12 protein-coding genes and 1 pseudogene are annotated in these 14,091 nt (G+C 73.7%); 10 read left to right on the plus strand and 3 right to left on the minus strand.

Annotated features, from left to right (window positions below; translation table 11 throughout):
- Positions 1 to 414: pseudogene (locus KLI87_RS40045) on the minus strand (hypothetical protein); the annotation flags it as partial.
- On the opposite strand from KLI87_RS40045, the gene infB reads away from it, so the two are divergent.
- The 5 genes from infB (at position 413) to truB (ending at position 6,213) form a co-directional block, all read left to right on the plus strand.
- Positions 413 to 2,791, plus strand: a complete 2,379-nt coding sequence (gene infB, locus KLI87_RS14640) for a translation initiation factor IF-2 (protein ID WP_250903901.1) — start codon at positions 413 to 415, stop codon at positions 2,789 to 2,791. The pseudogene KLI87_RS40045 and the gene infB overlap by 2 nt on opposite strands.
- Positions 2,792 to 3,016: 225 nt before the next feature.
- The gene (locus KLI87_RS14645) at positions 3,017 to 3,316 is read left to right on the plus strand and encodes a DUF503 domain-containing protein (protein WP_242890629.1); all 300 of its coding nucleotides are present in this window, start codon (positions 3,017 to 3,019) and stop codon (positions 3,314 to 3,316) included.
- Between the two features lie 145 nt (positions 3,317 to 3,461).
- Positions 3,462 to 3,995 carry a 30S ribosome-binding factor RbfA gene (gene rbfA, locus KLI87_RS14650; RefSeq protein WP_214617513.1) on the plus strand — a complete coding sequence of 178 codons (534 nt, stop codon included), beginning with the start codon at positions 3,462 to 3,464 and terminating at the stop codon, positions 3,993 to 3,995.
- Positions 3,992 to 5,281, plus strand: a complete 1,290-nt coding sequence (locus KLI87_RS14655) for a bifunctional oligoribonuclease/PAP phosphatase NrnA (RefSeq protein ID WP_308166011.1) — start codon at positions 3,992 to 3,994, stop codon at positions 5,279 to 5,281. Before rbfA ends, KLI87_RS14655 begins: the two co-directional genes overlap by 4 nt.
- Positions 5,282 to 5,334: 53 nt before the next feature.
- Complete coding sequence (gene truB, locus KLI87_RS14660) at positions 5,335 to 6,213, plus strand: tRNA pseudouridine(55) synthase TruB (protein ID WP_214617515.1); 879 nt, start codon at positions 5,335 to 5,337, stop codon at positions 6,211 to 6,213.
- Positions 6,214 to 6,220: 7 nt separating this feature from the next.
- Here truB and KLI87_RS14665 read toward each other — a convergent pair whose 3' ends face one another.
- A complete protein-coding gene (locus KLI87_RS14665; RefSeq protein ID WP_214617517.1) occupies positions 6,221 to 6,886 on the minus strand; it encodes an SCO family protein in 666 nt (221 codons plus the stop codon).
- A 64-nt stretch (positions 6,887 to 6,950) separates the two neighbouring features.
- The gene (locus KLI87_RS14670) at positions 6,951 to 7,520 is read right to left on the minus strand and encodes a hypothetical protein (protein ID WP_156219211.1); all 570 of its coding nucleotides are present in this window, start codon (positions 7,518 to 7,520) and stop codon (positions 6,951 to 6,953) included.
- 121 nt (positions 7,521 to 7,641) lie between these two features.
- On the opposite strand from KLI87_RS14670, the gene KLI87_RS14675 reads away from it, so the two are divergent.
- From KLI87_RS14675 to KLI87_RS14695, 5 genes are all read left to right on the plus strand, one after another.
- Positions 7,642 to 8,355 (plus strand): hemolysin III family protein, encoded by a 714-nt coding sequence (locus tag KLI87_RS14675; RefSeq protein WP_214617519.1) that lies wholly within the window; start codon positions 7,642 to 7,644, stop codon positions 8,353 to 8,355.
- A gap of 121 nt (positions 8,356 to 8,476) precedes the next feature.
- Entirely contained in the window at positions 8,477 to 9,424 is a 948-nt protein-coding gene (locus tag KLI87_RS14680) for a bifunctional riboflavin kinase/FAD synthetase (RefSeq protein ID WP_214618061.1), read from the plus strand.
- 242 nt (positions 9,425 to 9,666) lie between these two features.
- Positions 9,667 to 9,936, plus strand: a complete 270-nt coding sequence (rpsO, locus tag KLI87_RS14685) for a 30S ribosomal protein S15 (RefSeq protein ID WP_067461705.1) — start codon at positions 9,667 to 9,669, stop codon at positions 9,934 to 9,936.
- A gap of 359 nt (positions 9,937 to 10,295) precedes the next feature.
- On the plus strand, positions 10,296 to 12,647 hold the full coding sequence (locus KLI87_RS14690; RefSeq protein ID WP_214618062.1) for a polyribonucleotide nucleotidyltransferase: 2,352 nt from the start codon (positions 10,296 to 10,298) through the stop codon (positions 12,645 to 12,647).
- 81 nt (positions 12,648 to 12,728) lie between these two features.
- A complete protein-coding gene (locus KLI87_RS14695) occupies positions 12,729 to 14,057 on the plus strand; it encodes a pitrilysin family protein (protein ID WP_214617521.1) in 1,329 nt (442 codons plus the stop codon).
- Positions 14,058 to 14,091 lie beyond the last annotated feature (34 nt).

Here is a 14,091-nt window from a genome sequence, read left to right on the forward strand (position 1 = left end):
CAGGGACGCGCCGGGCGCGGCGCGCAGATGACCGACGAGCGGCCCGCCGGGGAGCGCCGCGCGGAGACGGCCGGGCAGGTCGTGTTCGACGGCGTCCACAAGTGGTACGGGGACGCGCCCGCCCGTCCCGCCGGCGCCGAGCACGCCGGTGAACGCGCCCGCCGCGCAGGCGCCGAGCGCGCCCAGCGCCCCGAGCGGCGCCCCGAGCGCCCCGCCCGCGTCCGGCCCCGCCGGCGGCGGTCGCGGTCCCGGCGCCGGTCCCGGCGCCGGTCCCGGCGCCGGTGCCGGCCCGAAGCCGGGCCCCCGCGCGCCCAAGCCGGGCCCGCGTCCCGGCCCGCGCCAGGGTGGCGGCGGCGGAGGCGGCGGACGTCCGCGTCCGGGCAACAACCCGTTCAGCTCGACCAACACCGGCATGGGCCAGGCGCCCAAGCCCGGTCCCCGTCCCGGCCCGAGGCCCGGCGGCGACCGCCCCGAGCGCGATGACCGCCCGCGCGGCGGCGACCGTCCGGGCGGGCCGCGTCCCGCGGGCGGCGGCCGTCCCGGCGGTCCTCCCGGCGCGGGCGGTCCGCGGCCGAACCCCGGCAGCATGCCGCCCCGGCCGGGCGGTCCGCGTCCGAGCCCGATGAACATGCCGTCCTCGCGGCCGCAGGGCGCCCCCGGGCGCGGCGGTCCCGGCGGCGGTGGCGGCGGCCGAGGCCCGGGTGGCGGCGGTCGCGGTCCGGGCGGCGGCGGTCGCGGTCCCGGTGGCGGCGGTCGTCCCGGCGGTGGCGGCGGCTTCGGCGCGCCCCGCGCGGGCGGCGGCGGACGTCCCGGCGGCGGCGGCTTCGGCCCCCGTCCCGGTGGCGGCGGCCGCGGCCGCGGCGGCACGCAGGGCGCCTTCGGACGTCCCGGCGGGCGGCCCGCGCGCGGACGCAAGTCGAAGCGGGCGCGCCGTCAAGAGTTCGAGAACATGCAGGCGCCCGCCGTCGGCGGTGTGCAGGCCCCGCGCGGCAACGGCAGGACCATCCGGCTGCCGCAGGGCGCGTCGCTGACCGACTTCGCCGAGAAGATCGGCGCCAACCCGGCGTCGCTCGTCGCGATCATGATGCACCTCGGCAAGATGGTCACCGCGACGCAGTCGGTCGACCCCGACGACCTGCAGGCCCTCGGGCTCGAACTGGACTTCGACGTCCAGGTCGTCAGCCCCGAGGACGAGGACCGCGAGCTGCTGGAGTCCTTCGACATCGAGTACGGCGAGGACGAGGGCGGCGAGGAGAACCTCCAGTCCCGTCCGCCGGTGGTCACCGTCATGGGTCACGTCGACCACGGCAAGACCAAGCTGCTCGACGCGATCCGCAAGGCCAACGTGGTCGCGGGCGAGGCCGGCGGCATCACCCAGCACATCGGCGCCTACCAGGTCGAGACCGAGGTCGACGGCGAGGACCGCAAGATCACCTTCATCGACACCCCGGGTCACGAGGCGTTCAGCGCCATGCGTGCCCGCGGTGCCGACACCACCGACCTGGTGGTGCTGGTGGTCGCGGCCGACGACGGCGTGAAGCCGCAGACCACCGAGGCGATCGACCACGCCACCGCGGCGGGGGTCCCGATCGTGGTCGCGGTCAACAAGATCGACCTTGAGGGCGCCGACCCGAACCGGGTGCGGGCGCAGCTCACCGAGTACGGCCTGGTCGCCGAGGAGTTCGGTGGCCAGACGCAGTTCGTCGACGTGTCGGCCCGCGAGGGCCTCAACATCGAGGGCCTGCTGGAGGCGATCGTGCTGACCGCCGACGCCGAACTCGACCTGCGCGCCAACCCCGACATGCCCGCGCAGGGGTCGGCCATCGAGGCCAACCTCGACAAGGGCCGGGGCGCCGTGGCGACCGTGCTGGTGCAGCGCGGCACGCTGCGGGTCGGCGACTCGATCGTCTGCGGCGTGGCGAACGGCCGCGTCCGGGCGATGCTCGACGAGAACGGCAACAGCGTCGAGGAGGCGGGCCCGTCGCGTCCGGTGCTGGTGCTCGGCCTCGCGGCCGTGCCCGGCGCGGGCGACAACTTCCTGGTCGTCGACGACGACCGGGTAGCCCGGCAGATCGCCGACAAGCGGGTGGCGCGCAAGCGCAACGCCGAACTGCTCAAGAGCCGCAAGAGCAGCTCGCTGGAAGAGCTGTTCAAGGACCTGGAGCGCGGCGAGCGCGACGAGCTGCTGCTCATCCTCAAGGGCGACGTGTCCGGTTCGGTCGAGGCCCTGGAGGACTCGCTCCTCAAGATCGACGTGGGCGACGAGGTCAACCTGCGGATCATCCGCCGCGGTGTCGGCGCGATCACGCAGAACGACGTCAACCTCGCGATGGCCTCCGACGGCGCTGTGATCATCGGCTTCAACGTGCGGCCGGAGCGCAACGCGCAGGAGATCGCCGACCGCGAGGGCGTCGACATCCGCTACTACTCGATCATCTACCAGGCGATCGACGAGATCGAGGCGGCCCTCAAGGGCATGCTCAAGCCGGAGTTCGAGGAGGCCCAGCTGGGCACCGCCGAGGTCCGGGAGATCTTCAAGGTGCCGCGGATCGGCAACGTCGCCGGCTCGATGGTCACCTCGGGGATCATCCAGCGCAACGCCAAGGCCCGTCTCGTCCGCGACGGGGTCGTGGTGGCCGACAACCTCACGGTGTCGTCGCTGCGCCGCTTCAAGGACGACGCGACCGAGGTCCGCGAGGGCTTCGAGTGCGGTATCGGTGTCGGCTACAACGACATCAAGCTCGGCGACGTCGTCGAGTGCTACGAGATGCGGGAGAAGCCCCGCGACTGACGCGGCGGCACGGCCCCGGCGCGTCCCGTCCCACGGGGCGGGACGCGCCGCCGGGCCGACCCGGTGAGACCAGTGATCGACTGATTCGGTGACACGGCGCCAGGCGGATCTTCTAGCCTGGCGTCTGTCATGTCCCGGTTCGTCCGCGTGATGGCGGCGCGTCCCGGGAACACGGCGGCGTACCGCCGTCGTTCCACCTATGCGAATTCCGAGGTGATCGACCAGGTGTACGTGGGTGCGCTGACACTCGACCTGCTGCTCGGCGACGTCCGTTCGCTGAAGCAGAAGCGGTCCGTCCTGCGGCCGATCATCGCCGAGGTGCACAGGCGCTTCCCGGCGGTGGCCGTCGCCGAGACCGGCGACAACGACCTGCACCGCAGGGCGGAGATCGGGGTCGCGGTGGTGTCGGCCACCGCGGCCAACTGCACCCAGGTGCTCGACCAGTGCGAACGGCTGGTGGCGGGCCGGCCCGAGATCGAGCTGCTGTCGGCCAGGCAGCGGCTCTTCAACGACGACGACGGCTGACCGCCGGCGCCGCCGCCCCGGGTGCCGCGCCGTCCCGGGAACGGTGCACCGGCCGGAGCCGCGGGTGCGCGGGGGACCGTCCCCGCGCACCGAGAACTTGAGTCCGCGACGCATCGTCGCGGGAACCGAGAAAGGGAGTGCGATCATGGTGGACGCAGCTCGCGCGCGCAAGCTCGCCGACCGCATCCAGCAGATCGTGGCGGAGATGCTGGAGCGCCGGATCAAGGATCCACGGCTCGGGTTCGTCACCGTGACGGACACCCGCATCACCAACGACCTGCGCGACGCCACCGTCTACTACACGGTGTACGGGTCGGACGGCGAGCGCGCCGAGACGGCCGCCGCGCTGGAGAGCGCGAAGGGCGTGATCAGGTCGGAGGTGGGCCGCAAGACCGGGGTCCGGCACACGCCCAGCATCACCTTCGTCATGGACTCCCTGATGGAGAACGCCGCCCACATCGACGACCTGCTCGCCCAGGCCCGCGCCAGGGACGCCGAGGTCGCCAGGGCCGCGCAGGGCGCCTCCCACGCCGGGGACGCCAACCCCTACCGGGAGCCGGGCGAGGAGGCCGACGACGAGGACGACGAGCCCGGCGGCGAGGACGCCCGCTCGGACGGCCTCGGCGCGGCCGGCGCCCGCGGCGGCGGGGACGGACGAACCAGGCCCCCGTCATCGTGAGCGGCCCCGAGGGGCGCGCGGAGACGCCGGGCACGGGATGGACGCGGCGCTGCTCCCGGCGCGACACGGGCGGGCACTCCGCGGGCGGGCACTCCGCAGGGGGGCACGATGTCGTCCCGCGCGGCGCACATGCCACGACGGCGCCCACGGCGCCCGCGACGCCCCCCGCGCTGAACCCCGGCACCGCGAACCCCGCCGACAACCCGGCCACGGCCGACTCCACCGCCACGAACCCGAACCCGGCGGCCACGGTGCCGCCCACCCCCGCGTCGGCCGCCCCGGAGCCGGGCACGGACCAGGGAATGGAGTGGGAGCGGGCGGTCGAGCTGATCCGCGCGGCCGACGAGGTGTGCCTGGCCTGCCATGTCGCGCCGGACGGGGACGCGCTCGGCTCGATGCTCGCGCTCGGGCAGGCGCTGCGCGCGCTCGGCAAGCGCTGCCTGGCCTCGTTCGGTGAGCCGTTCCGGGTCCCGGCGATCCTGCGGTTCCTGCCGGGCCAGGAGCTGCTGGTCGAGCCCGACCGGATGCCCGAGGAACCCGCGCTGATGGTCTCGCTGGACGCGGCGGGCCAGTCCCGGCTGGGCTCGCTCGCCGCCCGCGCCGGACGCGCCGGCGCGCTGATCGTCGTCGACCACCACGCGTCCAACACCGGGTTCGGCGGGGTGCGGCTGGTCGATCCGGACGCCGCCGCCACCGCCGTCCTCGTGGAGGAGCTGATCCGGCGGCTCGGCGTCCCGCTCGACGGCGCGATCGCCGAGGGCCTGTACGCGGGGCTCGCCAGCGACACCGGCTCGTTCAAGTACCCCTGCACGACCCCCGAGGTGCACGACCTCGCGGGACGGCTGCTGACCGCCGGGGTCCGCCCCGAGGCGGTCAGCCGCGAGCTGTGGGACCGGGCGCCGTTCGGCTACCTCCAGGTGCTGGCGGGCGCGCTCGCGCGGGCCCGGCTGGAGCGGGACGCGGCGGGCGGCCGCGGCCTGGTCTGGACGACGATCGCGCGCGCCGACCGCGACTCCCGCGACGTCCCCTACGACCAGCTCGAAGGGGTCATCGACCAGCTCAGGCGCACCGACGAGGCCGAGGTCGCGGTCGTGCTGAAGGAGACCGACAAGGGCGAGTGGTACGTCTCCACCCGGGCCAAGGGCGCGGTGGACGTCGGGCGCGCCTGCGTCGAGCTCGGCGGCGGCGGGCACCGCACCGCCGCCGCGTTCACCATGGGCGGGGAGCCCGCCTGGATCATCGACCGGCTGCGCGCCGCGCTGCGCCTGCCGGGCGACGCCGACTGACCGACCCGACCATCTGACCGACCGACCATCTGACCGAGCGTTGCGGAGCATGAGTGGAACCGGGTGAATCGGGGCTCGTCATCGTGGACAAGCCCGCGGGCTGGACGTCGCACGACGTCGTCGGCCGGATGCGGCGGATCGCCGGGACGCGCCGGGTCGGGCACGCCGGCACGCTGGACCCGATGGCGACGGGCGTGCTCGTGGTCGGCGTCGGCAAGGCCACCCGCCTGCTCGGCCACCTGGCGCTGACCGCCAAGGGCTACGACGCGACGATCCGGCTGGGCGAGTCGACCAACACCGACGACGCCGAGGGCGAGATCACCGCGTCGGCGTCCGCCGCCGCCGTGGCCGATGAGGCCCTGCGCGCCGGGATCGCGGCGCTGACCGGGCCGATCGAGCAGGTCCCGCCGCAGGTCAGCGCGATCAAGGTGAACGGCGAGCGGGCCTACAAGATGGCCCGCAAGGGCGAGGAGGTCGCGCTCAAGGCCCGCCCGGTGACCGTGCACGACTTCGCGGTGACCGGGGTCCGGCGGCACGGCGACGTGATCGACGTGGACGCCTCGATCGCCTGCTCGTCGGGCACCTACATCCGCGCGCTGGCACGCGACCTCGGCGCGTCCCTCGGCTGCGGCGGGCACCTGACCGCGCTGCGCCGCACCCGTGTCGGCCCCTACGACCTCGGCATGGCGCGGACGTTGGAGCAACTCGCCGAGAACCTGGAGATCCTCCCGATCGGCGCGGCGGTCGCGTCCGCGTTCCCGCGCCGCGACGTCTCGACCGAGGACGCCCGCGCGGTCGCGCACGGCGGGCGGCTGGAGGCGGCCGGGCTCGGGCCGGGCCCCGTCGGCGTGTTCGCGCCCGACGGGACCCTGCTGGCCCTGGTCGAGGAGAAGGACGGCCGGGCCAAGCCGCTCGCCGTCTTCGTCCCCTAGGCGCTCGCTAGGCGGCCCTCCTCTCCTTGTAGAGGAGCGTCCTGAGGTCCTTGGCCATGTCGGCGCTGCCGAACTGGTAGGGGAACAGGAGCCGCCCGGAGCCGTCCGGCCCGTAGGTCATGACGTTGCTGCCGTGCTGGACCTGGTAGTTCCCCTTGGGGTTCTTCGGCGCCGGGCTGACCGGGACCTTCGCGACCCCCGCCGCCCGCTCGATCGTCTTCCACGGGCCGGTGAGCCCGACGAACGAGGGGTCGAAGCGGCCGAGGTAGTCCTTCAGCGCGGCCGGGGTGTCGCGGGCGGGGTCGGCGGTGATGAACACGACCTGGATCCGCGCCCGCTCGGCCGGGGTGAGGAGGCGCAGGGCGCCCGCCGCGTCCGCCATCGTGGTCGGGCAGACGTCGGGGCAGTTGGCGAAGCCGAAGAACAGCAGGGTCACCTTGCCCCGCGTCCGCTTCGGCAGGTCGTAGGGGCGGCCGTTGGCGTCCGTCATCGTGACGTCCGGGAGCGTGTACGAGGCGGGCAGCATCGTGGCCTTGTAGGGCGAGGCGGGCGTGCTGTCGACGACCGCGGCGGGGGCGGGCTCCCCGCCGCAGGCGGCGGCGCCCAGCAGGACGGCGGCCAGGCCGATGGCGGCCAGGCCCGTGCCCGGCCCGGGACGTGCGGAAACGCGCATGCGGAACTCTCCACGTGAGAAGGGACCCGGCGCCGGACGCGGCGGCGGGTGAAGGCTGGGGAGTTCAGCGCGCGGGCGGGCCGCGGACGAGCGCGCGGCGGAGCGGCGCGTCCGAGGCGGGGCGGTCCGGACGCCGCGTCCGGACCGCCGGCGGGGCCGGGAAGCCGGCGGGGGAGGCGGCCGCGATCGGCCGCCACGGGCGCCCCGCCGCGGCGGAGACCCGCCGGGCCAGCGACCACATCGCGGCCTCGCCGCGCCGCAGCCACCAGGCGGTCGCCAGGGCCGCGCCGAGATGGGCGAGCGTCATCCCGCCCCCGCCCTGGGCCGCGGGGAGGACATGCGCCTCCCCGGTGGGATGCGCGGCGCCGCCGGACGCGCCCGCGAAGAGGGCGTGGAGGGCGAACTGGGCGCCCGCGAGGAGTCCGCCGATCGTCCAGAACGACCGCTCGACCCCGCAGAGCGCCAGCGCCAGCCCGGTCACGAGCACGAACCCGGCGGCCACCGCGAAGGGCGGCGGCACGCAGGCGCCCGCCGCGTACGCGTGGCCGGCGGTGGTCAGGGTCAGGCAGACCGTGGCGAAGACCACCGCGCGGGCAAGGCGGAAACAGGGCTGGACGAGCATGAGTGCTCCCATGGTCCCATGGGGGTGCCCGTGGTGAGCATCACCCCCGGAACACCATGCGCGTGAAGCTACTGTCGCGTAACCTACGTGACCGTAGGTTCGTTGGCGACGTTCGTTGGCGAGGAGCGACCCCATGACCACCGTGCCCGCAACCCCAGTGCCCGCAACCCCCGTTCCCACCGGCACCGGGACCGACCGGGCCGAGGCGCCGTCCCCCACCCGCCCCCGGCTGCGCGGCTGGCTGCATCTCGGCGCGTTCCCGGCGGTGCTGGTCGCGGGGCTCGTGCTCGTCGCGCTCGGCCCCACGACGCAGGCGCGGCTCGCGTCCGCGCTGTACGTGGCGACGTCGGGGATGCTGTTCGGGATCTCGGGCACCTACCACCGGCAGCGCTCGCACCGGCTGATCGAGGTGCTGCGCCGCTTCGACCACGCCAACATCTACCTGATCATCGCCGGGACCTACACGCCGTTCGCGGTGCTGGCGCTGGACGGCGCCGTCCGCGTCTGCGTCCTCGCCATCGTGTGGACGGGCGCGGTCGCCGGGGTCGTGTTCCGGACGACCTGGATCCGCGCCCCCCGCGCGCTCTACGTCACCCTCTACATCGTCCTCGGCTGGGTCGCGGTGTTCTTCATGCCCCAGTTCCTGTCCGGCGCGGGAGCGGTCGCGTGCGTGATGGTCGCGCTCGGAGGCGTCTGCTACAGCGTGGGCGGGGTCGTCTACGGCCTGCGCCGCCCCGACCCGTCGCCGAGCTGGTTCGGCTTCCACGAGGTCTTCCACGCCTGCACGCTCGCCGCCTACGTCCTGCAATACATCGCGGTCTCCCTGGTCGTCTACCAGTCGGCCTGACCCGGCGGCGCGGGGCCGCGCGCGCCGGGGCACCCTGGATGCGACCTCACCCGCCCGCGCATGGCACCCTTAGACGGCAGGGGATAGACCGGGCACTCACGTCCTACGCAGGGAGAGCATGGTGCGGCGCTGGTATGGCCTCGACGAGGTTCCCGCCGACTGGGGCCGTTCGGTGGTCACCATCGGGGTGTTCGACGGAGTGCACCGCGGCCACCAGCGCATCGTGGGCGCCGCCGCCGAGGAGGCGCGCCGGCGCGGGCTGCGGTCCGTGGTGATCACCTTCGACCCGCACCCGGACGAGGTCGTCCGCCCCGGCACGCACCCGCCGCTGCTGGCCTCCACCACGCGCCGGATCGAGCTGCTGGAGGGCCTCGGCACCGACGCGGTCGTCGTCGTGCCGTTCACGCTGGAGCTGTCCAAGGTGCCGCCGGACGAGTTCGTCCAGTCCGTGCTCGTCGACCGGCTGCACACCGCGCACGTGATCGTCGGCGAGGACTTCCGGTTCGGGCACCGCGCCAAGGGCGACGTCGCGCTGCTGACCGAGCTGGGCGAGAAGTACGACTTCACCGCCGAGGGCACGCCGCTGGTCGCCAACGGCGACACGATCTCCTCCTCCTACATCCGCGCGCGGCTGGACGCGGGCGACGTCGAGGCGGCGGCGACCGCGCTCGGCCGCCCGCACCGCGTCGAGGGCGTCGTGGTGCGCGGCCACCAGCGCGGCCGGGCGCTCGGCTTCCCGACCGCCAACCTGGAGACGCTGCCGCACACCGCGATCCCGGCGGACGGCGTGTACGCGGGCTGGCTGGTCTGCGACTCCGAGCGCTACCCGGGCTTCCGCTGGCCCGCCGCGATCTCCATCGGCACCAACCCGACGTTCGAGGGCGTGGAGCGGACCGTCGAGGCCTACGCGCTGGACCGCGACGACCTCGACCTGTACGGCGAGCACATGGCCGCCGACTTCACCGCGCGCATCCGCGACACCCTCAAGTTCGACTCGATCGAGGCGCTGATCGAGGAGATGCACCGCGACGTCGACCGCGCCCGCGAGATCACCGCGCCGGACGCCTAGGACACCCCAGGTCAGCGCCCTTGATACCCGGGCAGAACGGGGCGCACCCTGCGTGATCACGCCGTTTCCGCATCGTGACGGGGTGGCTTTCGGACATGGTACGGTGAATAGTCGCCGGGAAGGGCCCCGGCGCGGTTGGCTGCACCCTCATGCGGCTCACCACTCTCTTAACACGCACCATGCGGACCCGAGCGCCCACCGGGCCCGGGATCTGCGGGTGACGACCTCACTGAAGGAGCCACGTGTCGCTCGACACCGCCACGAAGAAGCAGATCATCGCCGAGTACGCGACCACTGAGGGTGACACCGGTTCCCCGGAGGTCCAGGTCGCGCTGCTGACCCGGCGGATCAACGATCTCACCGAGCACCTCAAGGAGCACAAGCACGACCACCACAGCCGCCGCGGGCTGCTGCTGCTGGTCGGCCAGCGTCGCCGGCTCCTGAAGTACCTGAGCAACAAGGACATCAACCGCTACCGGAAGCTGATCGAGCGACTCGGTCTGCGCCGATAGCACACCGAGGGAGTGGCCACGGCCACTCCCTCTCTTGCATCGGGCCGGACGGCCGCGCCGCGCCACCGCGCACGGCGTCCCCGTCCGGCCACGCCGGAGGCCCGGCCGTGTGGGCCGGCCCCCGGCGCACCGGCCGCCCGGCCCAGATGGCCGGGTGGGCCGCCAACTGGAGACAAGCCTCGCGGACACCGCTGGTGCGGGCCGGTCCTCGGTAGTGGCTTCCGGATCCGTCCGCCGCGCCGGCGGGCATGCGATCCGGATGCTTCGATCGAAGACCGGCAGCGTGAAAGCCACGGGAGACGGCCGCGGGGACCGACGAAGGAACCTTGAGGAGGTTTCCCGTGACAGAAGCCGTGCGCATCGATGGCGCGCAGAGCACCGAGGCCGTGATCGACAACGGCACGTTCGGCACCCGGACCATCCGCTTCGAGACGGGCCGGCTGGCCCGCCAGGCGGCCGGCTCGGCCGTCGCCTACCTCGACGACGAGACGATGGTGCTGTCGGCGACCACCGCGTCCAAGAAGCCCAAGGACAACCTGGACTTCTTCCCGCTGACCGTGGACGTCGAGGAGCGGATGTACGCGGCCGGGCGCATCCCCGGCTCGTTCTTCCGCCGCGAGGGCCGCCCGTCCGAGGACGCGATCCTCACCTGCCGCCTGATCGACCGGCCGCTGCGCCCCTCGTTCGCCAAGGGCCTGCGCAACGAGATCCAGGTCGTCGAGACGATCATGGCGCTGCACCCCGACCACCTGTACGACGTCGTGGCGATCAACGCCGCCTCGATGTCCACGCAGCTCGCCGGGCTGCCCTTCTCCGGCCCGATCGGCGGCGTCCGCGTCGCGCTGATCGACGGCCAGTGGGTCGGCTTCCCGACCCACCCCGAGCTGGAGCGCGCGACCTTCGACATGGTCGTCGCGGGCCGCACGCTGGAGGACGGCGACGTCGCGATCATGATGGTCGAGGCCGAGTCGACCCGCGACACGCTGAAGCTCGTCGGCGAGGGCGCGACCGCGCCGACCGAGGAGACCGTCGCGCAGGGCCTGGAGGCGGCCAAGCCGTTCATCAAGGTGCTGTGCAAGGCGCAGAGCGACCTCGCCGCGGTCGCCGCCAAGGAGACCGCCGAGTACCCGGTCTTCCTGGACTACCAGGACGACGTGCTCGCCGCCGTCACCGCCGCCGTCGGCGAGGACCTCGCGCAGGCGCTGACCATCGCGGGCAAGCAGGAGCGCGAGTCCCGGCTGGACGAGATCAAGGCCGGCGCCGCCGAGAAGCTCGGCGAGGACTTCGAGGGCCGCGAGAAGGAGATCTCCGCCGCGTTCCGCGCCGTGACCAAGAAGCTCGTCCGCGAGCGGGTCATCCGCGACGGGCTGCGCATCGACGGCCGCGGGCTGAAGGACATCCGCCAGCTCACCGCCGAGGCGCACGTGATCCCGCGGGTGCACGGGTCGGCGGTGTTCGAGCGCGGCGAGACGCAGATCCTGGGCGTCACCACGTTGAACATGCTCCGCATGGAGCAGATGATCGACACGCTGAACCCCGAGCGCACCAAGCGCTACATGCACAACTACAACTTCCCGCCCTACTCGACCGGTGAGACCGGCCGGGTGGGCTCGCCGAAGCGGCGCGAGATCGGGCACGGCGCGCTCGCCGAGCGCGCGCTGATCCCGGTGCTGCCGACCCGCGAGGAGTTCCCGTACGCGATCCGGCAGGTGTCGGAGGCGGTCAGCTCGAACGGCTCCACGTCGATGGGCTCGGTGTGCGCGTCCACGATGTCGCTGCTGGACGCGGGCGTCCCGCTCAAGCAGATGGTCGCGGGCATCGCGATGGGCCTGATCCACGAGGGCGGCGAGTACGTCACGCTGACCGACATCCTCGGCGCCGAGGACGCGTTCGGCGACATGGACTTCAAGGTCGCCGGCACCCGTGACGTGATCACCGCGCTCCAGCTCGACACCAAGCTCGACGGCATCCCCGCCTCGGTGCTGGCCGCCGCGCTCAAGCAGGCCAAGGGCGCGCGGCTGGCGATCCTGGACGTCATGCAGGAGGCCATCGAGGCGCCCGCCGAGATGAGCCCGAACGCGCCGCGGATCATCACGATCAAGGTCCCGGTCGACAAGATCGGCGAGGTCATCGGCCCCAAGGGCAAGATGATCAACTCGATCCAGGACGACACCGGCGCCGACATCACGATCGAGGACGACGGCACGATCTACGTCGGCGCCACCGACGGGCCCTCCGCCGAGGCCGCGCGGCAGGCGATCAACGCGATCGCCAACCCGCACATGCCGGAGGTCGGCGAGCGGTTCCTCGGCACCGTCGTCAAGACCACGACGTTCGGCGCGTTCGTGTCGCTGCTGCCCGGCAAGGACGGCCTGCTGCACGTCTCGCAGATCCGCAAGCTGCACGGCGGCGCCCGGATCGAGAACGTCGAGGACGTCATCGGCGTCGGCGAGAAGATCCAGGTCGAGGTCACCGAGATCGACCAGCGCGGCAAGCTGTCGCTGGTGCCGGTCGAGGTCGTCGACCGCGAGTCCGCGGCCGCCGACGAGGCGGGCGAGGGCCCGGCGGACGCGGCGTCCGGCGACGCGGCCGACGACGGCGAGGACGGCGGCGCGCGCCGGGAGCGCGGCGAGGACGGCGAGCGCCGCGGGGCCCCGCGCCGCCGCCGCACCCGCCGCGGCGGCGACGACGCCGGCCAGCGCAACTCCTGACGGACATACCGATGACCGACCGGCCTGCCCACGACGGGCAGGCCGGTCGGCCGTTTCCCATCGACGGAATGTGAGCGACACGTGACGCTGCCGGCGAGGGCGCAGGAGCCCGGCACCACCACCACGATCCACACCGAGGGCGCCGGCGCGGTCCGCCGCACCGTCCTGCCCGGCGGGCTCCGCGTGATCACCGAATCGATGCCGACCGTGCGGTCCGCCGCGTTCGGCATCTGGTCGGGCGTCGGGTCCCGCGACGAGGCGGTCGCCGACGCGGGCGCCAGCCACTACCTGGAGCACGTGCTGTTCAAGGGCACGCGCACCCGGTCGGCGCTGGAGATCTCGGCCGCGCTCGACGCCGTCGGCGGCGACCTCAACGCGTTCACCGCCAAGGAGTACACCTGCTACTACGCGCGGGTGCTCGACTCCGACCTGCCGCTCGCCGTGGACGTCGTGTCGGACATGGTGGCGGCGTCGGTCAACCGCCCCGAGGACGTCGAGGCCGAGCGCGGGGTGATCCTCGAAGAGATCCACATGCGCGACGACGACCCCGGCGACCTCATCCACGACGAGTTCGCGACCGCGCTGTACGGGGACACCCCGCTCGGCCGCCCGATCCTCGGCACCGTCGAGTCGATCAACGCGCTGTCGCGGGACCGGATCCACGACTACTACCGCGAGCACTACGTCCCGTCCAACCTGGTCGTGTCCGTGGCGGGCAACATCGACCACGAGGAGGTCGTCGGGCTGGTCTCGCGCGCGTTCGCCGAGCACCTGACCGGCGGCGCCGCGCCCGCCGCGCCCCGGCTGAACGGTGCGCCCGTGCCGGTCGCCCCGTCCACCCGGGTGATCGACAAGGACACCGAGCAGGCGCACATCGTGCTCGGCGGCGCCGGGGTGTCGCGCACCGACGACCGCCGGTTCGCGCTCGGCGTGCTGAACGCGGCGCTCGGCGGCGGCATGTCCTCGCGGCTGTTCCAGGAGGTGCGGGAGAAGCGCGGCCTCGCCTACTCGGTGTACAGCTACACCGCGCAGTACGCCGACTCGGGCGTGTTCGGCGTCTACGCGGGCTGCCAGCCGGGCAAGGTCGAGGAGGTCCTGTCGATCTGCCGGGACGAGGTCGCCAAGGTCGCCGGGGACGGCGGGCAGGGCCTCACCGCCGAGGAGCTGGAGCGCGGGAAGGGCCAGCTGCGCGGCGCGATGGTCCTCGGCCTGGAGGACACCGGGTCGCGGATGAGCCGCATCGGCAAGAGCGAGCTGGTGTATGAGTCGCTGCTGCCGGTCGACGAGGTGCTCGCGCGGATCGAGGCCGTGACGCTGGAGGACGTCCGCGCCGTCGCGCACGAGGTGCTGGACTCCCCGCAGGCCCTCACGGTGATCGGCCCGGTCGGCGACCGCGACTTCGCCGCCTGAACCCCCGAGCCGCCTGAATTCCCGCCCCCAGGAG

Origin of the sequence: Actinomadura sp. NEAU-AAG7 (assembly GCF_018603865.1) — a bacterium.
In the GTDB taxonomy this organism is placed as follows: Bacteria; Actinomycetota; Actinomycetes; order Streptosporangiales; family Streptosporangiaceae; genus Spirillospora; species Spirillospora litoris.

What these genes read in the sequence shown, in the direction of transcription:
- infB (WP_250903901.1), top strand. Translation starts at nt 413, where the DNA reads ATGGGCCAGGCGCCCAAGCCCGGTCCCCGTCCCGGCCCGAGGCCCGGC.
- rbfA (WP_214617513.1), top strand. Translation starts at nt 3,462, where the DNA reads ATGGTGGACGCAGCTCGCGCGCGCAAGCTCGCCGACCGCATCCAGCAG.
- KLI87_RS14665 (WP_214617517.1), bottom strand. Translation starts at nt 6,886, where the DNA reads ATGCGCGTTTCCGCACGTCCCGGGCCGGGCACGGGCCTGGCCGCCATC.
- KLI87_RS14670 (WP_156219211.1), bottom strand. Translation starts at nt 7,520, where the DNA reads ATGGGAGCACTCATGCTCGTCCAGCCCTGTTTCCGCCTTGCCCGCGCG.
- KLI87_RS14675 (WP_214617519.1), top strand. Translation starts at nt 7,642, where the DNA reads ATGACCACCGTGCCCGCAACCCCAGTGCCCGCAACCCCCGTTCCCACC.